This is a genomic window from Gallibacterium genomosp. 1 (assembly GCF_000771875.1).
Taxonomy (GTDB): Bacteria; Pseudomonadota; Gammaproteobacteria; order Enterobacterales; family Pasteurellaceae; genus Gallibacterium.
In genome coordinates this window covers 100,488-124,663 of sequence record NZ_JPXX01000021.1, presented here as the reverse complement: position 1 = coordinate 124,663, position 24,176 = coordinate 100,488, and the positions used below count along the sequence as shown (strand labels likewise).

The following is a 24,176-nucleotide window of genomic DNA, read 5'->3' as shown; positions in this document are numbered from 1 at the left end:
TTGTTTTAAGGTGGAAATCTATGAGTGAGTATAAACCGCAAATTAAAATCAGAGCGACCTATATGCGTGGTGGCACTTCAAAAGGTACATTTATCAATATAGCGGATCTGCCCGAAGAGGTACGGCAAGATCCTAAAAAACGGGATAAATTGGTACAACGAATTGTAGGTAGTCCAGATCTCTATAAACAACAAATAGATGGAATGGGGGCGCAACTTCTTCTACATCTAAGGTTGTGTTGGTTGGAAAAAGCACAGTTGCTAACCACGATGTCGATTACTATTTTTGTCAAGTCGCTATTGATAAAGATGTTGTTGATATGAGTGGTAATTGTGGCAATTTGTCCAGTGCAGTAGGGGCTTTTGCCATTAAAGAAGGTTTGGTGGAGAATGTTCCGGAAAATGGAGTTTGTTGCGTAAGAATTTGGCAGGCTAATATCAAGAAAACGATTTTTTGCTATGTCAGAATGGTTAATGGTGTAGTGAAAGAAATCGGAGATTATTATATTGACGGAGTTGCTTTTCCAGCGGAAGAGATTGTCTTGGAATTTGTAGAACCAGTTGATCCGAATGATGCCTTATTTCCAACTGGAAATTTGGTTGATACTTTGACAGTACCTGAAATTGGTACACTTCAGGCTACCTTAATCACGGCTGGTATCCCGACGATTTTTGTGAATGCTGATGAAATCGGATATACAGGGAAAGAATTACAGCGTGATATTAATAGTGAGCAAGCGGCATTAGATAGATTTGAACGGATTAGAATTGCCGGTGCATTGAAAATGGGCTTGATTGCCAATGAGAAAGAGGCTGAATCCAAACAGCATACGCCTAAAATTGCCTTTGTCGCACCGGCAAAAGATTTTATTACTTCAAGCGGTAAAGAGGTAAAAGCGGATAGCATTGATCTGCTTGTGCGAGCGTTATCTATGCAAAAATTGCATCACGCAATGATGGGAACAGCTTCTGTTGCAATTGGTGTTGCAGCTTGCATTTCTGGAACTTTGGTTAATTTGGCTGCCGGTGGGGGTGAGAAAAAAAGCGTTACATTCGGGCATCCATCAGGTGCCTTAAAAGTAGGAGCAATCATTGAAAATCAAAATGGTAAGCCAGTTGTGAAAAGTGCAACATTAAGCCGTAGTGCCAGAATTCTGATGGAAGGATATGTGTTTGTGCCGGCAGACACTTTCTGAATCTTTTAAAGCCGATAAAGCCGAGTGTTTATGCTCGGCTTCCAATATAAATCTAATTATTAATCATATTTTGGTTAATATTTAAACTCATTCCTTACTTATTTTTGTAAATTTTCTCATTCTAACAAAAATTTTTTCAAAAATGTGATCTATGCATCAAACATTTAATTAACTTTAAATTGCTTATTTTTTAACTTTTGTATAACTTAAAAGTTTCATTGGCGATTCGTAATGTGGTGCATCGCTTGCTTATCCATCAATAGAGGAGAAGAACCCTATGCAACAATTAGATTCAATTTTAAAAGAAGATCGAGTTTTTCCACCAAGTGATGAATTTCGACAACAAGCGAACATCGGCAATGATGAACAGTACCGACAATTATGGAAATTTGCAGATGAAGATTACCTACATTATTGGGCAGATTTGGCTAGAGAATTAATTAGTTGGAAAAAACCGTTTATGACTATTTTTGATGGCAGTAATGCACCGTTTTATAAATGGTTTATTGATGGCAAACTTAATGCCTCATATAACTGCTTGGATCGTCATCTTCCGGATAAAGGCAATAAAGTTGCTCTTATTTTTGAATCAGATTTCGGACAGGTCAATACTTACACCTATAAACAGCTACACAACCGTGTCTGCCGTTTTGCTAATGCGCTGCGTGAACAAGGAGTGAAAAAAGGTGACCGTATTGTGATTTATATGCCAATGTTAGCAGAGGCTGTGATTGCAATGCAGGCGTGTGCCCGAATCGGTGCTATCCATTCCGTTGTTTTCGGAGGATTTTCAGCAAGTGCTTTGCGTGATCGTATTGAAGACGCTCAGGCTAAAATGGTGATTACAGCTAATGGAGGCTTACGTGGTGGAAAAATTATCCCATTAAAAGAAACGGTAGATAGTGCGCTTGAAATGGGATGTGATTCAATTGAAAAAGTAATCGTCTATTATCGTTTAAATATCGATACTCCGTGGCAAGAGGGGCGCGATCTTTGGTGGCACGAACTTTCTAAAGATCAACCGGATTTTTGTGAACCGGAGTGGATGGATGCGGAAGAACCACTTTTTATTCTTTATACTTCTGGCTCAACCGGAAAACCAAAAGGCATTGTTCATAGCACTGCCGGTTATTTATTAGGCGCACTTAACAGCTTCCGTAATATTTTTGATAACAAAGCGGATGATGTGTATTGGTGTAGTGCCGATGTGGGTTGGATCACTGGTCACTCTTATGTTTGTTACGGGCCTTTGGCAAATGGTGCAACGCAAGTGATTTATGAAGGTGTACCGAGTTATCCGGATGCAGGTCGTATTTGGCGTATTATTCAGCGTCATAAAGTGAATGTTTTCTACACTTCTCCAACCTTAATTCGTTCATTGACACGTTTCGGTGATCATATCCCTAAGAAATATGATCTCTCCTCATTGCGCTTATTAGGTAGTGTTGGTGAACCGATTAACCCATCGGCTTGGATGTGGTTTTATCAGGTTATTGGTAAGGAGAGATGTCCTATTGTGGATACTTGGTGGCAAACGGAAACAGGTTCAATTATGTTATCACCTTTGCCGGGAGTTACTGCGTTGAAACCAGGTTCTTGTACATTACCACAACCAGGCATTATGGCAGATGTCGTTGATGAAGAAGGCAATAAAGTTACGAATGGTAATGGCGGTATGTTAGTGATTAAACGTCCGTTCCCGTCAATGTTACGTACTATTTGGAATGACGATGAACGTTATAAAAAAACTTATTTTCCTGAAGAGTTGGGTGGCAAATACTATGTTGCCGGTGACTCCGCGCACCGTGATGAAGATGGTTATTTCTGGATTTTAGGACGAACGGATGATGTATTGAATGTTTCTGGTCATCGTTTAGGCACAATGGAAATTGAATCAGCATTAGTAGCGAATGAAAAAGTTGCCGAAGCAGCGGTAGTTGGTAAACCGGATGAAATTAAAGGTGAATCGATAGTAGCGTTTGTAGTGCTTAATCAAGCTTTCATTGATGATGATGAAGCAAAACAAGTGGCAGAAGAGTTGAAACAGTGGGTATCTCAAGAAATCGGTAAAATAGCACGACCTGAAGATATTCGCTTTGCTGACAACTTGCCAAAAACTCGTTCCGGCAAGATTATGCGCCGTCTATTGCGTTCTATTGCGAAAAATGAAGTGATTACCCAAGATGTTTCTACTTTAGAAAATCCGCAAATTATTGGACAGCTACAACGGCAAATTCTGTAATATTTAACGATATAACGCCCTGATTATTCAGGGCTTTTTTGTGTAAGCAACAAATTTTTATGCGCATTAAACAGCAGATATTATAACAAAAATCATCAATATTCTTTTTAGTTATAAAATATAGCCAATAACCATTATTCATATGTGTCAGTTAAGAGTAATCTAAGTCTATTCAAATAGATAAAACAGATTATTTAGGAGCAATTATGACTATTTATGCAGACAATTCATTAAGTATCGGGCATACACCGTTAGTGCGTTTACAACACTTTGGTCAAAATGGAAATTTAGTAGTAAAAGTAGAAGGTAGAAATCCAAGTTTTAGTGTGAAATGCCGTATCGGTGCCAATATGGTTTGGCAGGCGGAAAAAGATGGCATTCTTACCAAAGATAAAGAAATTATTGATGCAACCAGCGGTAATACCGGTATTGCTCTTGCTTATGTGGCAGCGGCAAGAGGTTATAAAATCACCATTACAATGCCGGAAACAATGAGTAATGAACGCAAAAAATTGCTTAAAAGTTTAGGTGTAAACCTTGTATTGACTGAAGGCACAAAAGGAATGAAAGGGGCGATAGCTAAAGCGGAAGAAATTTTGAATTCTGATCCTAATCGCTATGTAATGCTAAAACAATTTGAAAATCCAGCTAATCCTGCAATTCATCGTCAGACTACAGGTCCTGAAATTTGGAACGATAGTGAAGGTAAAATTGATGTTTTAGTTGCTGGCGTGGGAACAGGCGGTACAATTACCGGTATTTCTCAATACATCAAATTAGATCAAAAGAAAAATATTATATCCGTAGCAGTTGAGCCGGAAGAATCGCCGGTGATTACGCAATATCTTGCAGGTGAAGAATTAAAGCCAGGCTCACACAAAATTCAAGGTATCGGCGCCGGCTTTATTCCCAAAAATCTTGATTTGTCTTTAATTGATCGTGTAGAAAAAGTGGATAGCGATACAGCGATTAAAACCGCACGTAAATTATTGGAAAAAGAGGGCTTATTAGTTGGCATTTCTTCCGGTGCGGCAGTGGCGGCAGCTGATCGTTTGGCAAAATTACCAGAGTTTAAAGATAAATTAATTGTAGCAATTTTGCCTTCTGCAGTGGAACGTTATTTAAGTACCCCTCTTTTCGCTGATATTGAAATTTAATTAATTATAAAATAATCATTCAGACTGCTTTAATAGCAGTCTGTCTTTTTATATCTGCAATGCTCACAAATTGCTTAAGTAAAATTAAAACATTGTAATACCGACAAAGGGAAACGTTTTCCGGCAATGTAATCTTGTAATGCTTGCCAAACCAACGGATTACGAGCAGCATTACCGGGTTGTTGAATATAATGCTGAAACTCATCAATTGTTAGCCATAATGCACCGTTGATGTCTTTGTCGTGCGGTTGTGTTTCCAGACATTTTTCTAATTCGACAATAAAAACAAAACGGAAATAGTCTTTTCCTGAACGAGGAGCGTGCCATTGATAAACGCCTAGTAATTGTTGCATTTCGGCAGTAATACCGGTTTCTTCAAACAATTCACGTTTTGCCCCTTCTAATAAAGTTTCATTTTCCTCAAGATGACCGGCGGGCTGATTGAGTGTCATCTTGCCATATTCAAACTCTTCAACAAATAAAAACTTATCCTGACAATGCACAACGCAAGCCATTGTAATACGTGGATTTAACATAGTTGCTCCTTAATTTTAAGTTTTAATCGAGTCAATAATTGTTTTATTTCGTTCGGATTTAATGAATAACTGCAGCCAAGTTGTAGTTGAGGAAAATCGAAAAGATTCAAACCAGCGGTTGCTATGCGGATTAGTCGTAAAGTTGGGTAACCGATATGTGCAGTCATTCTCCGAACTTGACGATTTCTGCCTTCGTGAATAGAGATCTCTAACCAGCTGGTTGGAATAGTTTTTCGTTCCCTAATTGGCGGATTGCGTTGCCATAAATTTTGTGGTGGTGGAATTAATTTGACTATTGCTGGTAATGTTTTCCCATCTTTCAAAATGACACCTTGCCGTAACGATTCAAGATCTTGTTCGGACGGGATACCTTCTACTTGAACCCAGTAAGTTTTTTTCGATTTAAATGTTGGTGTAGTTAATCGATGTTGAATTTCTCCGTGATTAGTTAATAACAATAACCCTTCGCTATCACGATCCAAACGCCCACAAGGATAGATATTGGGAATATGGATAAAACTCTTTAAAGTTTTGCGTCCTTGTTCATCAGTAAATTGTGTCAGCACATCGTATGGCTTATTAAAAAGCACTACTTTAATTTGTTCTAAATGCAATTTTGGTTTTTCAGTGCGCCGATAACCTGTTTTTTTACGATGAGGATAAAATTTTTCCATAATAGTTTTTAAAAAAATGTTAAAAATGTGATGTAGTTAACTTGTCTATTATGTAGTTTATTTTATACTAAAAGCCATTTTCTGTATTACTGATTGCATTTACTTTTGTAAATGGCAAAGACAATCAGCGATTTTCTTTTTTTCTAACTGAAAAGGGCAAATTATGCAAACTCATATCCAAAAACCAACTCAAGGCGAAAAAATTCAACTTAATGCAAATGGTCAATTAATTGTTCCAGATCAACCTATTATTCCTTTTATTGAGGGGGATGGTATTGGTGTTGATGTTACGCCGGCGATGAAGAAAGTGATTGATGCTGCTGTTGAAAAGGCTTACGGCGGTAAACGTAAAATTCAATGGATGGAAATTTATGCTGGTGGTAAAGCAAATCAATTATATGGTGGTGATACTTGGCTACCAGATGAAACCGTTGCGGCAATTCGTGAATATCACGTTGCAATTAAAGGGCCTTTGATGACACCAGTTGGTGGCGGTATTCGTTCTTTGAATGTGGCGATGCGTCAAGGTTTGGATCTTTATAACTGCTTGCGTCCTATTCGTTATTATGATGGCACACCAAGTCCGGTTAAACATCCTGAATTGGTTGATATGGTGATTTTCCGTGAAAACTCTGAAGATATTTATGCCGGAATCGAGTGGGTTGCCGGTTCAGCAGAAGCTAATAAGGTGATTGAGTTTTTACAAAAAGAGATGGGCGTGAAGAAAATTCGTTTCCCTGAAGATTGCGGAATTGGGGTTAAACCGGTTTCAAAACAGGGTACACAACGTTTAGTGCGTGCCGCATTGCAGTATGTGATTGATAACAATCGTGATTCTTTAACTATTGTACATAAAGGTAATATTATGAAATTTACCGAAGGTGCATTTAAAGAGTGGGGTTACCAAGTGGCTGAGGAGTTCGGCGCAACTTTAATTGATAAAGGCCCGTGGATGAAATTGACTAATCCGAAAACCGGCAAAGAAATCGTGATTAAAGATTGTATCGCAGATGCTTTCTTGCAAGAAGTGCTTCTTCATCCGACAGAATATGATGTCATTGCAACATTGAACTTGAATGGTGACTATATTTCAGATGCGTTAGCGGCTCAAGTGGGCGGTATCGGTATTGCACCGGGAGCAAATATTGGTACAGAAGCAGCGATTTTTGAAGCAACTCACGGTACTGCTCCGAAAATTGCCGGTAAAAATATCGGTAATCCGGGGTCATTGATTTTAAGCGGTGAAATGATGCTTCGTCATTTAGGCTGGTTTGAAGCTGCAGATTTGGTGGTGAATGCCGTTTCTAAAACGATTGCCAATAAGACAGTAACCGCAGATTTCGCAGATATGTTGGAAGGTGCAACTTTGCGTTCCACCGACGGCTTTGCTGATGATATTATTGCCAATATGGCATAAGCGTTTCGCTAAATTGATATCGTTTGAAAAAAGTCTTGTTTTTACTAAATGAAAGCAAGACTTTTTGTTTTGGTAAATTTTTTGATTGTGGTTTGATTACTGATTGAGCGGTTTGTATTTATCCACCCAAAGCGCAGTTGCGCCACAAACCGCAACAGGCATTACGATGAAATTTAATAATGGAATAAATGTGCAGACGGCAACTAAACTACCGAAAGTTACGTTTAATACACGATGCTGTGCTAATTGTTTCTGCATTTGTAAAAAAGCTATTTTATGGTTATCAAACGGATAGTCACAATATTGAATAGCAAGCATCCAAGCGGTGAACAAGAAAAATAGCACAGGAACAATAGTTTGTCCGAAAGCCGGAATAAAACCAAGAATAAAGAGCAAAATAAAACGAGGCAAGCTGTACCATAATTTTTGCCATTCACGTTTCATCATTCGAGGTAAATCTTTGATGAAATCTATAATACCATCGTTATTTCCTCCTTGTTTGGTCAGTAACATTTCTACTTTTTCCGCAAGCAATCCGTTAAATGGTGCAGCAATAAACCCAGCTAATGTTGTAAAAATAAAATAGTAGACTAACAGGATCGTTATGACGGCTAAAGCGGTAATAATATATTTTAGCCAATCCAACCACGCCGGTATAAAAGAGAGCATCCAACTGGTTAAATCACCAATTTGGTTCATTAATAACCAGAAGACAAAACTGAGTAATAAAATATTGAGCAGAATAGGTATAATAACGAAGCGTTTTAACCCTTTTTGGCGAATTAAATGCCAGCCTATTACAAAATAGTGCCATCCTTGTTTGATTTCTGAGTAATTCACGATATTTTCCTTATTTTTAATGTGATAAATAATGTTTTAAGTCTGTCAATGCCCGATGTGCATCGTCTACGCCTAAATCATACATTGCTTGAATTTTGATAGGATCTTTCTCAATTCGTTTAATTGACAGTGTTTTTGAAGGTCTAAAAACAAAAATTTCACCTTTATTATCCGCTGTAATAACTTGTTCAATGCTTTGATTATAATTGAGATAACGTTGTTCCAAGCTAGTGACTAAATTTGGATATTTCCCATAAAATAATTTAAATAATAATGGATTAACCGCTTTTTTACGATAGCCTAATGGGCGAGTAAGGATAACAATAATTTTGTCATATCCTAATTGTTGGCATTTTTTTAACGGTATACTGTCAGCAATTCCACCATCTAAATAGCGTTTTCCATCAATTTCCACTATTTTAGAAACAAAAGGCATTGCAGAAGTGGCTCGTAAAACCTCCATTTGATCAAAAATATGCGATAGTTTGACATATTCAGCTTGACCAGTATCGATATTTGTTAATGTGGCATAGAAATCAATTCCGGAGTCAATGAATGCTTGCTCATCAAAACGATCGATATTAATTGGCAAATCATAAAAAGCAAAATCTTTGTTTACGATATTGCCGGTGGTGATAAGGCTGTGTAACCCCATATAACGTTTATCATTTAAATATTTTAAGTTGTAACGTAAGGCACGACCTTTCTGTTTTGATGGATAATTTACACCAAATAAAACGCCAGCTGATACACCAACAATGCCATCCACGTGAATATCTTGTTCTAAAAAAACATCTAGAATGCCGGCGGTATATAATCCTCGCATTGCTCCGCCTTCTAATACCAGGCCTACTTTCATTTTCTCCTCTCCTATTTTACGGATTTTTGATCTTAGCGATAACTTTACAGAATGTCTATGTAGGTTTTTGCAAACAAGAAGGAAAAAATATGGTAAGCTAATAGGCGTTTACGCTACAATAATCAACGTTTTAGCCATAAATAAATTGGGTGAGTTACAATGGATTTACAGCAAATTTTAATTCTGCTTGGAGTGCTTGCATTAGGTGTTCTAATCGGGCACGGAGTTTGGTCTAGCCGTCGTGAAAAAGCGCAGTTTGTAAAATCTGCCCAGCAATTTGAGCGTCAGCATCGTCCCCCACAATCACCACAACAAGCACAAGCTTCGGTTTATGGTCAAGATGTACAAACATCTCATAACGCTTATTCCCCAAATGCAGCCCCAGTAACTCGGCAATCTCAGCAAACAAATTATGGAATGGTGAAAGAGCCGATGCAACAATCGGTTGATACAGTTCAGCCTATGACTCAACCTTCGCCGTATCAAACCCAATTACCGTTGGATGAACAGGAAACTATAACACCGAATTATGAAGAAAGAACAGCAAGAAGTGTTGAAAGTATTAAAATTACTTTGCCTAATTCAACGACATCAAATCATCTCAATAATACTGAAACTGTAAAAATGAATGCATCTGTGCAGAATACAGTTTCTTATGAAGCATCAAAAGGATCGGTTGTTGAACCTACTTCTCAGGTGGAAGTGAGGGCGGTATATCAACAACAGCAGGAAAATACAGTACAAGCAGAAACAGAACAGCCTCATCAACCTGTTTCTACTGAAGAACAGAGCAGTATAGGTTCAAATGAACCACCTCAGAAAAAACCTGATTTTATTATGTTGTATGTGGTTGCACCAGAAAATCGTCAATTTTATGGTGTCCACATTCAGGAGATTTTAGATGAACTTGGTTTTATTTTTGGTGAATATAATATTTATCATCGCCATTTAGATGTGAACAGCGTGAAAAGTAAAGTTATTTTCAGTGTGGTAAATATGGTACAGCCAGGAACATTTGACCCTAATAATATGGAGAATTTTTCTACTATTGGATTAACATTATTTATGCGGTTACCGTCACCAGCGAACGATATTGTAAACTTTAAAATGTTATGTAGAGCAGCGGAAACGTTAGCGGAAAAATTGAATGGTTTTGTGTTAAATGATAAACGTGAACTTTTTGATGATAACAGTCGTGATTACTACTTGCAGATATTAGGTTCACCTGATAATTCTCAATAGTAAAGTATTAGAAACATTGGATATAAAAATAGCACCATAACATAAGGTGCTATTTTTTGCTGGTTTATTCATTAAGGTTTTGTGATTAAACAGGCTCTAAATCTCCGCAGAAGCGATAACCTTCACCGTGGATAGTCGCAATAATTTCTGGTGTATCCGGATGTTCTTCAAAATGCTTACGAATACGGCGAATTGTGACATCAACAGTTCTGTCATTAGGCTTCAAATCACGTCCGGTCATTTTTTTCAATAAATCATCTCGAGTTTGAATTTTTCCAGGATTTTCACAGAAGTGGAGCATTGCACGGAATTCACTGCGTGGCAGTTTTTGTGCTACCCCCTCAGGATTAATCAAGGTACGGCTATTGATATCTAATGTCCAACCGTTAAATTGATATTTTTCAATATGCTTTTGGTTATTAGCGTTTTTATCCTGCATTGTACGTTGTAACAAATTACGAGTGCGGATTGTTAACTCTCTTGGATTAAAGGGTTTTGTGATGTAATCATCTGCACCAATTTCTAAACCAAGAATACGATCTACTTCATTGTCACGACCAGTCAAAAACATTAATGCGATATTGTTTTGTTCACGCAATTCACGTGCTAGTAATAAACCATTTTTACCCGGAAGATTGATATCCATAATGACTAAGTTTATTTTTTGTGCAGAAAGTTGTTGGTTCATCTGAGCACCATCAACAGCTTCAAAAACCCGATAGCCTTCTGCTTCAAAAATATTTTTAAGCGTGTTACGCGTCACCGCTTCATCTTCGACAATCAGAATTTTAGGTGTCATAGCTATATCCTTAAAAATCAAATTTAATAAATTATTCATCAAATCAAAAATTGCCCAATATTTTAACGATACGAACACATTGCGACAATAATAAATGTTAAATTTGTTACATTATAGGGAAATTTTATGATCTAAGTCAGAAGATTGAACAATAATTTTTCCTTAGTATTTCAAAAGAGAAATACTAAGGAAGAAAGGGAAATTAATGTTCTCTTGTTTTAAAGAAAACAACATCTGGATAACGTTCTTGAGTAAGATTTAAATTCACCATTGTTGGTGCAATATAGGTTAAGTTATCGCCACCATCTAAGGCTAAATGTTGCTCATTTTTGCGTTTAAACTCTTCAAATTTTTTATTATCTGAACATTCTACCCACCGGGCAGTTGCTACATTGACCGTTTCATAAATAGCCTCTACGTTATATTCCGTTTTTAATCGTGCTACCACTACGTCAAATTGCAAAATACCCACAGCACCCACGATTAAATCATTGTTAATCAATGGGCGAAAAACCTGAACAGCTCCTTCTTCGGAAAGTTGAACCAGTCCTTTCAGTAGCTGTTTCTGTTTTAGCGGATCTTTCAAACGAATACGGCGGAACAACTCTGGCGCAAAGTTTGGAATACCGGTAAACTTCAATTCTTCGCCTTGGGTAAAGGTGTCACCGATTTGGATTGTACCGTGATTATGTAAGCCAATTATGTCACCAGCATAACTCTCTTCTACGTGACTACGATCACCAGCCATAAAGGTTAAGGCATCAGCGATGACGACATCTTTTCCAATGCGGATATGGCGGAGTTTCATTCCTTTTTCATATTTACCGGAAACAATTCGTAAAAAGGCGACACGGTCGCGGTGTTTTGGATCCATATTGGCTTGAATTTTGAATACAAAGCCGGAAAAGTTTTCTTCAGTGGCCTCCACAGTGCGTACATCAGTTTGGCGAGATTGTGGTGCTGGAGCCCATTGTGTTAACCCATCTAGCATATGATCTACCCCAAAATTACCAAGTGCAGTTCCGAAAAAAACCGGTGTTAATTCACCTTTAAGGAAAGCATCCAAATCAAATTCGTTGCTTGCCCCTTGGATCAATTCCAATTCATCGCGCAATTGTTGTGCTAAATCATCACCGACGGCTTGATCCAATTCTGGATTATTTAGTCCCTTGATAATACGAACTTCCTGAATAGTGTGTCCTTGACCAGTTTGGTATAAATAGGTTTCATCTTTATAAAGATGATATACTCCTTTGAACAATTTACCGCAACCAATTGGCCAAGTGATGGGGGCGCAATTAATTTTCAGAACATTTTCCACTTCGTCCAATAACTCCATTGGATCACGAATATCGCGGTCGAGTTTATTCATAAATGTAAGAATTGGCGTATCTCGTAAACGAGTGACTTCCATTAGTTTAATAGTGCGTTCCTCAACCCCTTTCGCTGCATCAATAACCATTAAACAGCTATCCACAGCGGTTAATGTACGGTAAGTATCTTCTGAGAAGTCTTCGTGCCCCGGTGTATCCAATAAATTCACCAAACAGTCATTATATGGAAACTGCATTACGGAGGTGGTAATGGAAATTCCACGTTGTTTTTCCATTTCCATCCAGTCGGATTTTGCGTGTTGATTAGAACCTCGACCTTTTACCGTACCAGCTGTTTTGATAGCCTGTCCATACAATAATACTTTTTCTGTGATTGTGGTTTTCCCAGCATCTGGGTGAGAAATAATCGCAAAGGTTCTGCGTTTATTGACTTCTTCTAAGAATGTTTGATTTGTCATAAAGTAAATATGTTGTTGAAATAAAAGAGGTATTCAAAAAAATGACTTTCCCTTCAAGAGGAAAGGGAAAGTCGGACTATTAATAAAATTTATTTAATGGTGACTTTAGCAAATTTACGCTTACCCACTTGGTAAACAGCAGTAGAAGCAGAAATAATAAGTTTGCTATCTTCTACTTTTTCGCCATCAATTTTTACGCCTCCCTGTTTAATCATACGTAATGCTTCTGATGTTGAAGAGACCAAATCCGATTCTTTTAATAGATTGGCAATAAGCATTTCACCTTCAAAAGTAAATTCAGGCATTTCATCCGGCATTGCACCTTTTTGGAAGCGTTCAATGAAGGTTTGTTCCGCTGCATCCGCTGCCGCTTTATCGTGGAAACGTTCGATTAACTCTTTCGCTAATAAAATTTTTACATCACGTGGGTTGCGACCATTTTCAACATCTTGTTTTAATTGAGCAATTTCTTCTAATGAACGGAAAGAGAGTAGATCATACCAACGCCACATCAATTCATCGGAAATTGACATCACTTTGCCAAACATATCATTAGGTGTTTCGGAAACTCCGATATAGTTACCTAAAGATTTTGACATTTTTTTCTCACCGTCAAGTCCTTCCAAAAGAGGGAGAGTAATTGCCACTTGTGGTTTTAAACCACGAGCTTTTTGTAATTCACGACCAACCAATAAATTGAATTTCTGGTCGGTTCCGCCAAGTTCAACATCTGCTTCTAAAGCAACAGAATCATAACCTTGCAATAAAGGGTAAATAAATTCGTGGATGGCGATAGATTGATGATTGGAAAAACGTTTTTTGAAGTCATCGCGTTCCAACATACGTGCAACGGTATATTGAGAAGCTAAGCGAATCATTCCTTCTGTACCAAGTTCGCCTAACCAAGATGAGTTGAAGACAACATGGGTTTTTTCTGGATCCAAAATTTTATAAATTTGTTGTTTATAGGTTTCCGCATTGCGTAATACATCTTCACGCGTAAGTGGTGGACGGGTTGTATTCTTACCGGAAGGGTCGCCGACCATACCGGTAAAATCACCGATTAAGAAATAAACTTCGTGACCTAATTGTTGGAATTGTCGTAATTTATTCAATACGACAGTGTGGCCGAGGTGGATGTCTGGTGCTGTTGGGTCTGCGCCAAGTTTAATTTTTAATGGACGATTTTCCTTAAGTTTTTCAATAAGATCTTCTTCTGAAAGTACTTCATCTACGCCGCGCTTTAATTCCGCGAGAACTTGATTTATATCTGTCATAACAGTCCCTAAAAAATAAATAAAAATAACGACTTTTCCATTATAAAGGTTATTTATTAAATAGAAAGCATACAAGAGGAAATAGCTGTGCTTTAGAAAAAAAAAGCCTCTTTTTGTGGGTAAAAGAGGCAAAGTGTTGGAGTGATTATCAAAATTTATGCTATAAATATAAATGAAAATAATTCTCAATAAAATAGAAATTACAAATATTTACATTTGCAATGAATAATAGAACGAAATCAGGTTGTTAATGAGTTATCAAAATGATGTAACTTATTATTCAGCTATCTGAAAAATTGCTTTTTTTTTTATTAAAAAATTGCCCTTTTTTCTTAATTTAGTGATACAGTTAATCGGCTTGATCTTAGACATATTAAGATCAATTTATGGGAGGATAAGCACTTATCCTGATGAATAATGAGCTGATTTTTAAGGAATAATTATGCTAATTGGTGTACCTAAGGAGCTGCTCGATAAAGAATGTCGCGTAGCGGCAACGCCTAAAACCGTCCAACAGCTTAAAAAGCTCGGTTTTGATGTGATTATTGAGCAAAATGCCGGTTTTAAAGCAAGTTTTGAAGATCACGCTTTTGCTGAAGCAGGAGCGAAGATCGGGAAAGCCGATGATGTTTGGCAAGCAGACATCATTTTAAAAGTTAATCCACCAACAGATGATGAAATTGCAAAGATCAAAGAAGGTGCAACGCTAATTAGCTTTATTTGGCCTGCACAACATCCTGATTTAATGAAAAAATTGTCTAGCAAAAAAATTAATGTGCTAGCAATGGATGCGGTGCCGCGTATTTCTCGTGCACAATCATTGGATGCATTGAGTTCAATGGCAAATATCGCTGGTTATCGTGCGGTTGTGGAGGCAGCGCACGAGTTTGGTAGTTTCTTTACTGGTCAAATCACAGCCGCAGGTAAAGTGCCACCGGCAAAAGTATTGGTTATCGGTGCCGGCGTTGCCGGATTGGCAGCAATCGGAGCGGCTAATAGCCTTGGTGCAATCGTTCGTGCATTTGACTCTCGTCCTGAAGTAAAAGAACAGGTTGAAAGTATGGGAGCCTCTTTCCTTGAAATTAATTATCAGGAAGAGGGAGGCAGTGGTGATGGTTATGCCAAAGTGATGTCAGAAGAGTTTAACCGTCGTGCAATGGCACTTTATGCGGAACAGGCTAAAGAAGTTGATATTATCATTACTACAGCATTGATTCCAGGCAAACCTGCGCCACGCTTGATTACAAAAGAGATGGTTGAAAGTATGAAACCGGGTAGTGTGATTGTCGATTTGGCGGCGGCTACCGGCGGTAACTGTGAACTTTCTAAAGCAGATGAAGTGGTTATTACAGAAAATCAAGTCAAAATTATCGGTTATACCGATTTACCAAGTCGTTTGCCAACCCAATCCTCTCAGCTTTATGGCACTAACTTAGTTAATTTATTGAAACTCTTGTGCAAAGAGAAAAACGGCATCATCAATATTGATTTTGAAGATGTAGTTCAACGTGGCGTTACCGTTATTCGTGATGGTGAAATCACGTGGCCAGCTCCTCCAATAAAAGTTTCTGCACAACCGCAAAAACCGAAAGCGGTAGTGAAAGAAGAAAAAACAGAGGAAAAAACGGCAAATCCGGTACGTAAATGGGGATTATTGATTACTGCTATCGTTCTATATATGTGTGTGGCTTCGGTTGCTCCGGCAGCATTTTTATCTCATTTTACAGTATTCGTGCTTTCTTGTGTTGTTGGTTACTATGTGGTGTGGAATGTCAGTCATGCCTTACATACTCCATTAATGGCGGTAACTAATGCAATTTCCGGTATTATTATCGTTGGGGCGTTGTTACAAATCGGGCACGGACATTTTATTGTCAGTCTATTAGCGTTTATTGCGATTTTGGTTGCAAGCATTAATATCTTTGGTGGCTTCAAAGTAACACAAAGAATGTTGGCAATGTTCAGAAAAGGTTAAGGAGTCAATAATGTCTGAAAGTTTTGTGCATGCAGCCTATATCATTGCTGCAGTATTGTTTATTATGAGTTTGGCAGGGTTGTCTAAACACGAAACTGCGAAAGCTGGTTGTTGGTACGGTATTATCGGGATGACAATTGCGCTATTTACAACAGTATTCGGCCCACATACTCACGGACAATTTTGGATCATCATTGCGATGATTATTGGCGCTATACTCGGTATTCGTAAAGCATTAAAAGTTGAAATGACAGAAATGCCGGAGTTAGTTGCGTTATTGCATAGCTTTGTTGGTTTAGCGGCAGTACTTGTTGGCTTTAATAGTTATTTATCTCACGAACTAACCGATCCAACGCTAGAAAATATTCATAATATTGAAGTTTTCCTAGGCGTCTTTATCGGAGCGGTAACTTTTACCGGTTCTATCGTTGCATTTGGTAAATTACGTGGAATCATCAAATCTAAAGCATTGATGTTGCCACATCGTCATAAATTAAACTTGCTTGCATTAATTGTTTCTTTCCTTTTAATGCTCTGCTTCTTGAATGAACCTGCATTGTTACCATTGATATTAATGACTATCATTGCATTGGTGTTTGGTTGGCATTTAGTTGCTTCAATTGGCGGTGCAGATATGCCAGTTGTGGTTTCAATGTTGAACTCCTACTCTGGATGGGCAGCGGCGGCGGCAGGCTTTATGCTAAATAATGATTTACTGATTGTTACCGGAGCATTAGTTGGTTCTTCAGGGGCAATTCTTTCTTACATTATGTGTAAGGCGATGAATCGTTCATTTATCAGTGTTATTGCTGGCGGTTTTGGTAATGATGTTGTTGCGAAAAGCGATGAAGAACAGGGCGAATATCGTGAAGTGAAAGCGGAAGAAGTAGCGGAAATGTTGAAAAATGCGAGTTCCGTTATCATCACTCCAGGATATGGAATGGCAGTAGCGCAAGCGCAATATCCGGTGGCGGATATTACCCAAAAATTGCGTGAAAAAGGTATCAATGTCCGCTTCGGTATTCATCCGGTTGCAGGTCGTTTGCCTGGTCATATGAATGTATTATTAGCGGAAGCTAAAGTGCCTTATGACATTGTATTGGAAATGGATGAAATCAATGATGATTTTGCTGATACCGATGTTGTGTTGGTTATTGGGGCAAATGATACAGTAAACCCAGCCGCACAGGATGATCCTAGCAGCCCAATCGCAGGTATGCCGGTATTGGAAGTGTGGAAAGCACAAAATGTTGTGGTGTTTAAACGTTCAATGAATACTGGCTATGCAGGTGTACAAAATCCACTATTCTTTAAAGAAAATACACAGATGTTGTTTGGTGATGCGAAGGAGAGTGTGGATAATATCCTTAAAGCATTAAATTAGTTTAAATATTAATAAATCAAAGGGTTACTGAAATGGTAACCCTTTTTTATTTTGTCGTTTTTGTCTGGATTATGTAAATAAGATAAAGGAACAATGGTGATTTATTCTTTATTAAATTTAGAAATCGGATATTTTCTAAAGTCTATTTAATAAACAAGTGATTTTAGAAATATCTTTTGCTTAACGGCAAAATATGATAAAACTAGCCTTCTTTTTTGGAATTATTGATAGGGAAAACTATGTCAAATTTACAACAAATTATTGAAGAAGCGTTTGAAAGACGTGCTGGAATTACGCCAACTACAGTGGATGCAGTAACAAGAGCCGCAGTAGAAGAGGTTATCCAAGATCTTGATAAAGGTAAACGTCGTGTTGCTGAAAAAGTGAATGGTGAGTGGGTGGTTAATCAGTGGTTAAAGAAAGCCGTGTTACTCTCTTTCCGTATTAATGATAATCAGATTGTTGATGGTGCTGAAACAAAATACTACGATAAAGTACCGATGAAATTTGCGAATTACGATGAAGAACGTTTTAAACAAGAAGGTTTCCGAGTTGTTCCTCCGGCAGCAGTACGTCAAGGTGCATTTATTGCTAAAAATACGGTATTGATGCCGTCTTACGTCAATATCGGCGCTTATGTAGATGAAGGAACAATGGTTGATACTTGGGCAACAGTTGGTTCTTGTGCACAAATTGGTAAAAATGTTCATTTATCCGGTGGTGTTGGAATCGGTGGTGTATTGGAACCATTGCAGGCAAATCCAACTATTATTGAAGATAACTGCTTTATTGGTGCAAGATCTGAAATTGTGGAGGGTGTAATTGTCGAAGAAGGTTCTGTCATTTCGATGGGTGTGTTTATTGGTCAAAGTACCAAAATTTATGATCGTGAAACCGGTGAGATCCATTATGGTCGTGTGCCAGCAGGTTCGGTTGTAGTTTCTGGTAGTTTGCCGAGCAAAGATGGCTCACATAGCTTATATTGTGCAGTAATTGTGAAGAAGGTTGATGAAAAGACACGTGGAAAAGTAGGAATCAATGAATTATTAAGAACAATTGATGAGTAATGCTCTAAAAATTGTTGTCTAGTAGAAAGTCGCTTATAAAAAGCAGGCTTATTTTTAATAAATCCTAATGGATTACCCTGTAATTAACTCAAGAAGGAATTGGTAATGAAAAAAACACTATTAGCTACATTAGTCTTAAGTGCCTCTTTGGCTTTAACAGGTTGTTTTGATAAAGATACTAAAGAATCTGCGGCTAATGTTGCTACAAAAGCTGTGGAAGATGTAAAACAAGCTGCAAATGATGTTAAAGAAGCTGTAAATGATGCAAAAGATGCAGCAACAGCGAAAGTTGAAGAAGCAAAAGAGGCTACAGCAGAAAAAGTAGATGCGACTAAAGAAGCTGTAATTGATGCGAAAGATGCAGCAGCAGAGAAAGTTGAAGAAGCAAAACAGGCCACAGCAGAAAAAGTAGATGCGACTAAAGAAGCTGTAATTGATGTAAAAGATGCAGCAGCAGAGAAAGTTGAGGATGCAAAACAGGCTACAGCAGAAAAAGTAGATGCGACTAAAGAAGCTGTAATTGATGCAAAAGATGCAGCGGCAGCGAAAGTTGAAGAAGCAAAACAGGCTACAGCAGAAAAAGTAGATGCGGCTAAAGAAGCTGTAATTGATGCGAAAGATGCAGCGGTAGAGAAAGTTGAAGATGCTGCAAAAGCAGTAGCTGATAAAGCAGAAGAATTAAAAAGCGAAAATAAATAATACATTGACTGTTATTAGTTCTTATTGATGAAAAGCTGATATCCTAAAGTATCAGCTTTTTTTGTAACAGTTGGTGAAATAAAGATATTATTTGTTATTCTTGTAGTGAAACAGATCGCATTAAAATGATCTTAACTGAAATTTTTCAGTAAATTACAGCGGTTTTCAGTTTGGGAAAATGAAAAATAAAGTAAATTTTCGGCTATCACTATGATGAATAAAGAAAAAGGGCGATTTTACGTGGGAAATTGGTGAAAAAATGATAAATGTGACATCTGTTTTTGTCACAACAGCCACCAAAACAGCCACCAAAAAAATAGCTATTTTTTCGAGAAAAAAATTTTGGTTTTACAGCCACCAAACAGCCACCAAGAGAAAAATTAATAAAGTAACGTTATAAATGGAAAATATAAGATATTGATTTGAAAGGATATAAATGGTGCCCGGGGCGAGACTTGAACTCGCACAGCCCGAAAGCCGAGGGATTTTAAATCCCTTGTGTCTACCGATTCCACCACCCGGGCGAATATTTATGTTTTATGGAGGCGTGTCCCGGAATCGAACCGAGCTCCACGGATTTGCAATCCGGTGCATAACCTCTCTGCTAACACGCCATTTATTGGAGCGGGAAACGAGGCTCGAACTCGCGACCCCGACCTTGGCAAGGTCGTGCTCTACCAACTGAGCTATTCCCGCTTATTATTAAATGGTGCCCGGGGCGAGACTTGAACTCGCACAGCTCGAAAGCCGAGGGATTTTAAATCCCTTGTGTCTACCGATTCCACCACCCGGGCATTGGAGCGGGAAACGAGGCTCGAACTCGCGACCCCGACCTTGGCAAGGTCGTGCTCTACCAACTGAGCTATTCCCGCTTAGATTAATTATGCTAACAGCATCGCTAATCAACGAGGCGCATTTTACGGAATTGAATTTTTTTGTCAAACGATTATTTTTAATTTCTTGTCTGATTGATGAAAAAAGAAACTTATTAATTAAGGATTAAAAATTAATGCCGTTTTTTTACCCATAAATGTGAATAATTTGATGATTTACATAGAATCCCTTTTCTGTCATAGCTGTTTATGCAAGAATGATGAGTTTGATATAAAAATATTTTAAATTTTGTTAGGAATCATTATGGCACAACAATCAATAGACACCTTATTAGTACAGCTTGGTAATCGTACTGATGCTACAACCGGCGCTGTTGCAACCCCGATTCATCTTTCAACTGCATTTGGTCATACCGATATTAAAGGCATTGCCAAAGATAATTTCGACTATATCAGAACTAAAAATCCGACTCGCCAAGTATTGGAAGATGGTATTGCACGTTTAGAGCAAGGCGATCGTGGTTTTGCCTGTTCATCAGGTATGGCGGCTATTCAACTGATTATGAGCCTGTTTACTAGCCCGGATGAGTGGATTATTTCTAGTGATGTTTATGGTGGCACGTATCGTTTATTGGATTTTTGTTACAAAAATAATCACGGAGTTAAACCGGTTTACGTTAATACAGCCTCTTTGGAAGCAATCGAAGCGGCAATTACATCAAATACAAAAGCGATTTTTGTGGAAACACCATCCAATCCATTGATGGAAGAGTGCGATGTTTCCGCCATTGCTAAATTGGCAAAAGCACATAATTTGTTACTGATTGTGGATAACACTTTTTTAACACCTGTATTGTTTAGACCGATTGAGCATGGTGCGGATATTGTTATTCACAGTGCAACTAAATATATCGCTGGGCATAATGATGTGTTGGCTGGGTTGATTGTAGCAAAAGGACAGGAACTTTGTGATCGTCTTTATTATATGCAAAATGGTGCTGGTGCTGTGTTGGCTCCATTTGATTGTTATTTAACCATCAGGGGGTTAAAAACACTATCATTACGTGTTGAGCGCCACCAACAAAATGCGAGACAAATAGCAAAATTTTTAAATGACTTGGATGATGTTACCGATGTGCTTTATCCGAATAAAGGCGGAATGCTCTCTTTTCGATTGCGTGAAGAAAAATGGGTAGTGCCATTTTTAAAAGCATTAAAATTAATTACTTTTGCTGAGAGTTTGGGCGGTACAGAAAGTTTTATTACTTATCCGGCAACACAAACGCATATGGATATTCCTGAAGAGGAGAGAGTTGTGCGTGGCGTGTGCAACCGCTTATTACGTTTTTCAGTTGGTCTAGAGAATATTGAAGATATTAAATCGGATATTCTACAAGCGTTACAGGCAGCAAAAAAATAGATTCTCAATAGCACATCTTAGCGTGTGCTATTTTTTAAATGTTCTCTTGGTCTTATTCAAAATGATTTTATGCTAAACTTAGCTCCTTTTTAAAAGCATTATTTAGTCGAATGAAAAAATTTCTTATCTTTTTATTGGTTTTAATCATTAGTGTAGCTGTAGCGGCAACATTGATTTATCGTCATCTCATTCAGTTATTGACATTACCGATTTCACATCAGCCGGAGCAGTTATTAACGATTGAGAAAGGGACGAGTAGTAAGCAATTTTCCGAATTGTTATTGCAGCAAGGTTTAATCGACAAAAAGATTTGGGGTTTGCCTTATCTATTTAAGCTACATCCGGAATATACTTTGAAAGCCGGCACATTTTCTCTTAAGAATATCAATAATCTTGAGCAATTATTGTCATTGATACACAGTGGAAAAGAGGTTCAATTTTCTTTAACGTTACCGGAAGGAACGACATTTCAACAGTGGAAAGCAGCTTTGGCAGCAGCTCCGTATCTTCAACACAATTTAAAAGATAAGAATGAAGCTGAAATTTATCAGCTTTTGGGCTTGCCGAAAGAGGCAGTGAAAGTAGGTAAACTTGAAGGTTGGCTTTATCCTGACACCTATTATTACACTGCAAATTCAACCGATCTTGCCCTGTTAAAACGCGCTGCAGATAAAATGCAAAAAACATTGCAACAGGCGTGGGAACAACGAGATAAATCATTGCCGTTAAAATCAGAATATGAGCTGTTAATTTTAGCTTCAATTATTGAAAAAGAGAGTTCTATTGTGTCGGAACGTCCACAAATTGCCTCTGTTTTTGTCAATAGATTAAAACGAGGTATTAAATTGCAGACTGATCCGACCGTGATTTACGGAATGGGCGAACATTATCAAGGCAATATCCGTAAGCAGGATTTGAATGCAACAACGCCATATAATACCTATGTTATTGATGGTTTACCGCCTACACCGATTGCAATGCCGGATAAATCATCGTTGGAAGCAGCGGCAAATCCGGCGGATACAGATTATCTCTATTTTGTTGCTGACGGTAGTGGCGGACACAAATTTAGTCGTTCATTAAATGAACATAATCGTGCGGTACAGCAATATTTACGTTGGTATCGAAATTGGAAAGCGCAGCAAGGAAATAAAGAATGATAGCAAAATTTATCGTACTGGAAGGTTTGGAGGGTGCGGGAAAAACCAGTGCAAGAGAGACCGTAGTGGCTGTACTGAAAGAACTAGGTATAAAGGAGTTCGTATTCACGCGTGAACCGGGTGGCACACCACTGGCGGAGAAATTACGTCAATTAATCAAGCAGGGCGAAGGTGATGAAGTTATTACCGATAAAGCAGAATTATTGATGCTTTATGCTGCTCGAGTTCAATTGGTGGAAAATGTGATTAAACCAGCATTGGAACAAGGTAAATGGGTCATTGGTGATCGACACGATTTATCATCACAAGCCTATCAAGGTGGTGGACGTGGTTTGGACATTAATTTGTTGATGACCTTAAAAAAGGCGGTACTAGGTGATTTTACACCAGATTTAACGCTCTATTTGGATGTTGAGCCTGAAATCGGATTAGCAAGAGCGCGTAGCCGAGGTGAGTTGGATCGTATTGAACAGCAGCAGATAGATTTTTTCCAACGTACTCGTCAACGCTATTTGCAACTGGTTAATGATGATGAGAAGAGTATTACTATTAATGCCAATTTAGATTTTTCAAAGGTAAATGAACAACTTAGAAAAGCAATTACACAATGGTTTCAACAACAAAAATAGTGGATTTACCTTGGGTATTTCCGATTTATCAACAAATTATACAAGCATTTTTAGCTGGTTACGGACATCACGCACTGTTAATTCGCAGTGCCGATAATAATGGAGCTGAGCAATTTTGTTTTGCCTTAGCTCAATGGTTGTTGTGTGAAGATAAACAACCACAAGAAGCTTGTGGGCATTGTCGTCAATGTCAACTTTTTTTGCATCATTCTCATCCCGATTTTTATTTTATTCATAGTGAAGAAGGCAAAAAAATCAGCGTTGATACGATTCGTGAAGTGGCGGATAAGCTATCTCGTCGCAGTCAACAGCAAACATCAAAAGTGGTTTATTTACAAGGAATAGAACAGCTTACGGAAGCTGCTGCTAACGCATTGTTGAAAACATTAGAAGAGCCGACAGAAGATTGCTATTTTATTTTGCAAACTAATGTTGAACATCGTGTATTGGCAACGATTCAGAGTCGTTGTCAGCAATGGGCATTGCCATTACCGACAATGCAACAAGGAATAGATTGGTTGCAACAGCAAGGTTTTTCCGATCTTGAACAAATGAAAACAGCTTTGTTGATGAATTATCAACGTCCATTCGCTGCTAAAATCAGTTTAGAAAAAGGGGAAATTGCGCAACGACTCGCTTTTTTACGACAATTTTGGAAATTTTATCGCAATAAAAATTTACTTATATTGTTGCCCTATTTTGAAACAGAACAATCAGTTACACAGCTTAATTGGTTGGAATCATTTTTATTAGATACTTTGAAATGCAGTTTGCATATTTATCAAAATTGGTTATGTCGGGATTTGCAATCTGGGATTATCGCATTTGCGCAAGCAGTACCGACATTAAAAATTTATCGTGCATTGCTAATTGTTCGGCAAATGCGCGCAGATTTAATGTCGATTAATGGTGTAAATCAGGAACTGATTATTACAGATGGATTAATTAAAATGATAGAACAGGTATTTGAAGGTTAAAA

19 protein-coding genes, 5 tRNA genes and 1 pseudogene are annotated in these 24,176 nt (G+C 38.0%); 13 read left to right on the top strand and 12 right to left on the bottom strand.

Translation table 11 applies throughout. From position 1 onward, the window contains the following. Positions 1 to 20 precede the first annotated feature (20 nt). The 3 genes and pseudogenes from prpF to cysK all read left to right on the top strand — a co-directional run bounded on the left by prpF (position 21) and on the right by cysK (position 4,594). Positions 21 to 1,195, top strand: a pseudogene (prpF, locus tag JP36_RS07995) (2-methylaconitate cis-trans isomerase PrpF). A 277-nt stretch (positions 1,196 to 1,472) separates the two neighbouring features. Continuing rightward, positions 1,473 to 3,437, top strand: a complete 1,965-nt coding sequence (gene acs, locus JP36_RS07990) for an acetate--CoA ligase (RefSeq protein WP_039173698.1) — start codon at positions 1,473 to 1,475, stop codon at positions 3,435 to 3,437. 206 nt (positions 3,438 to 3,643) lie between these two features. Beyond that, positions 3,644 to 4,594 carry a cysteine synthase A gene (gene cysK, locus JP36_RS07985; RefSeq protein WP_039173695.1) on the top strand — a complete coding sequence of 317 codons (951 nt, stop codon included), beginning with the start codon at positions 3,644 to 3,646 and terminating at the stop codon, positions 4,592 to 4,594. 74 nt (positions 4,595 to 4,668) lie between these two features. On the opposite strand, the gene JP36_RS07980 is transcribed toward cysK, so the two are convergent. Continuing rightward, positions 4,669 to 5,130, bottom strand: coding sequence for an NUDIX hydrolase (locus JP36_RS07980; protein WP_039173693.1), 462 nt, complete (start codon positions 5,128 to 5,130; stop codon positions 4,669 to 4,671). After that, positions 5,124 to 5,804 (bottom strand): pseudouridine synthase, encoded by a 681-nt coding sequence (locus JP36_RS07975; RefSeq protein ID WP_039173691.1) that lies wholly within the window; start codon positions 5,802 to 5,804, stop codon positions 5,124 to 5,126. The genes JP36_RS07980 and JP36_RS07975 overlap by 7 nt, the downstream gene beginning before the upstream one ends. A 163-nt stretch (positions 5,805 to 5,967) precedes the next feature. Between JP36_RS07975 and icd the strand changes: the two genes are divergently transcribed. Further along, a complete protein-coding gene (gene icd, locus JP36_RS07970) occupies positions 5,968 to 7,221 on the top strand; it encodes an NADP-dependent isocitrate dehydrogenase (protein ID WP_039133171.1) in 1,254 nt (417 codons plus the stop codon). A gap of 96 nt (positions 7,222 to 7,317) precedes the next feature. Here the strand turns inward: icd and cysZ are convergent, their stop codons facing one another. Beyond that, positions 7,318 to 8,064 carry a sulfate transporter CysZ gene (cysZ, locus tag JP36_RS07965; protein ID WP_052119472.1) on the bottom strand — a complete coding sequence of 249 codons (747 nt, stop codon included), beginning with the start codon at positions 8,062 to 8,064 and terminating at the stop codon, positions 7,318 to 7,320. 13 nt (positions 8,065 to 8,077) lie between these two features. Continuing rightward, positions 8,078 to 8,920, bottom strand: a complete 843-nt coding sequence (locus JP36_RS07960; protein WP_039173687.1) for a patatin-like phospholipase family protein — start codon at positions 8,918 to 8,920, stop codon at positions 8,078 to 8,080. Positions 8,921 to 9,079: 159 nt separating this feature from the next. On the opposite strand from JP36_RS07960, the gene zipA reads away from it, so the two are divergent. Further along, the gene (zipA, locus tag JP36_RS07955) at positions 9,080 to 10,162 is read left to right on the top strand and encodes a cell division protein ZipA (RefSeq protein WP_039173685.1); all 1,083 of its coding nucleotides are present in this window, start codon (positions 9,080 to 9,082) and stop codon (positions 10,160 to 10,162) included. A gap of 85 nt (positions 10,163 to 10,247) precedes the next feature. On the opposite strand, the gene arcA is transcribed toward zipA, so the two are convergent. The 3 genes from arcA to tyrS form a co-directional block, all read right to left on the bottom strand. Next, positions 10,248 to 10,961 (bottom strand): two-component system response regulator ArcA, encoded by a 714-nt coding sequence (gene arcA / locus JP36_RS07950; protein ID WP_039085918.1) that lies wholly within the window; start codon positions 10,959 to 10,961, stop codon positions 10,248 to 10,250. A gap of 202 nt (positions 10,962 to 11,163) precedes the next feature. Then, on the bottom strand, positions 11,164 to 12,753 hold the full coding sequence (gene prfC / locus JP36_RS07945) for a peptide chain release factor 3 (RefSeq protein ID WP_039173683.1): 1,590 nt from the start codon (positions 12,751 to 12,753) through the stop codon (positions 11,164 to 11,166). Between the two features lie 89 nt (positions 12,754 to 12,842). Next, positions 12,843 to 14,030 (bottom strand): tyrosine--tRNA ligase, encoded by a 1,188-nt coding sequence (tyrS, locus tag JP36_RS07940; protein ID WP_039173681.1) that lies wholly within the window; start codon positions 14,028 to 14,030, stop codon positions 12,843 to 12,845. A 442-nt stretch (positions 14,031 to 14,472) separates the two neighbouring features. Here tyrS and pntA point away from each other — a divergent pair, with 442 nt between their 5' ends. The 4 genes from pntA (at position 14,473) to JP36_RS07920 (ending at position 19,155) form a co-directional block, all read left to right on the top strand. Then, positions 14,473 to 16,005: a Re/Si-specific NAD(P)(+) transhydrogenase subunit alpha gene (pntA, locus tag JP36_RS07935; RefSeq protein ID WP_039173679.1), complete on the top strand. Its 1,533-nt coding sequence runs from the start codon at positions 14,473 to 14,475 to the stop codon at positions 16,003 to 16,005. A gap of 10 nt (positions 16,006 to 16,015) precedes the next feature. Further along, positions 16,016 to 17,389, top strand: a complete 1,374-nt coding sequence (gene pntB / locus JP36_RS07930) for a Re/Si-specific NAD(P)(+) transhydrogenase subunit beta (protein WP_039173677.1) — start codon at positions 16,016 to 16,018, stop codon at positions 17,387 to 17,389. Between the two features lie 239 nt (positions 17,390 to 17,628). Then, on the top strand, positions 17,629 to 18,456 hold the full coding sequence (gene dapD, locus JP36_RS07925; protein ID WP_039173674.1) for a 2,3,4,5-tetrahydropyridine-2,6-dicarboxylate N-succinyltransferase: 828 nt from the start codon (positions 17,629 to 17,631) through the stop codon (positions 18,454 to 18,456). Between the two features lie 105 nt (positions 18,457 to 18,561). Then, complete coding sequence (locus tag JP36_RS07920; protein WP_039173672.1) at positions 18,562 to 19,155, top strand: hypothetical protein; 594 nt, start codon at positions 18,562 to 18,564, stop codon at positions 19,153 to 19,155. 437 nt (positions 19,156 to 19,592) lie between these two features. Here the strand turns inward: JP36_RS07920 and JP36_RS07915 are convergent. From JP36_RS07915 to JP36_RS07895, 5 genes are all read right to left on the bottom strand, one after another. Beyond that, positions 19,593 to 19,679, bottom strand: a tRNA-Leu gene (locus JP36_RS07915). Positions 19,680 to 19,695: 16 nt separating this feature from the next. Continuing rightward, positions 19,696 to 19,769, bottom strand: a tRNA-Cys gene (locus JP36_RS07910). Between the two features lie 6 nt (positions 19,770 to 19,775). Next, positions 19,776 to 19,851, bottom strand: a tRNA-Gly gene (locus JP36_RS07905). An 11-nt stretch (positions 19,852 to 19,862) separates the two neighbouring features. Then, a tRNA-Leu gene (locus tag JP36_RS07900) sits at positions 19,863 to 19,949 on the bottom strand. A gap of 2 nt (positions 19,950 to 19,951) precedes the next feature. After that, positions 19,952 to 20,027: transfer RNA gene (locus JP36_RS07895), tRNA-Gly, on the bottom strand. 265 nt (positions 20,028 to 20,292) lie between these two features. On the opposite strand from JP36_RS07895, the gene JP36_RS07890 reads away from it, so the two are divergent. The 4 genes from JP36_RS07890 (at position 20,293) to holB (ending at position 24,174) form a co-directional block, all read left to right on the top strand. After that, positions 20,293 to 21,408 (top strand): methionine biosynthesis PLP-dependent protein, encoded by a 1,116-nt coding sequence (locus JP36_RS07890; RefSeq protein ID WP_039173670.1) that lies wholly within the window; start codon positions 20,293 to 20,295, stop codon positions 21,406 to 21,408. Between the two features lie 110 nt (positions 21,409 to 21,518). After that, the gene (gene mltG, locus JP36_RS07885) at positions 21,519 to 22,568 is read left to right on the top strand and encodes an endolytic transglycosylase MltG (protein WP_039173668.1); all 1,050 of its coding nucleotides are present in this window, start codon (positions 21,519 to 21,521) and stop codon (positions 22,566 to 22,568) included. Then, a complete protein-coding gene (gene tmk / locus JP36_RS07880) occupies positions 22,565 to 23,197 on the top strand; it encodes a dTMP kinase (RefSeq protein WP_039173666.1) in 633 nt (210 codons plus the stop codon). Before mltG ends, tmk begins: the two co-directional genes overlap by 4 nt. Continuing rightward, entirely contained in the window at positions 23,176 to 24,174 is a 999-nt protein-coding gene (holB, locus tag JP36_RS07875) for a DNA polymerase III subunit delta' (RefSeq protein WP_039173664.1), read from the top strand. Before tmk ends, holB begins: the two co-directional genes overlap by 22 nt. The last annotated feature ends 2 nt before the right edge of the window (positions 24,175 to 24,176 follow it).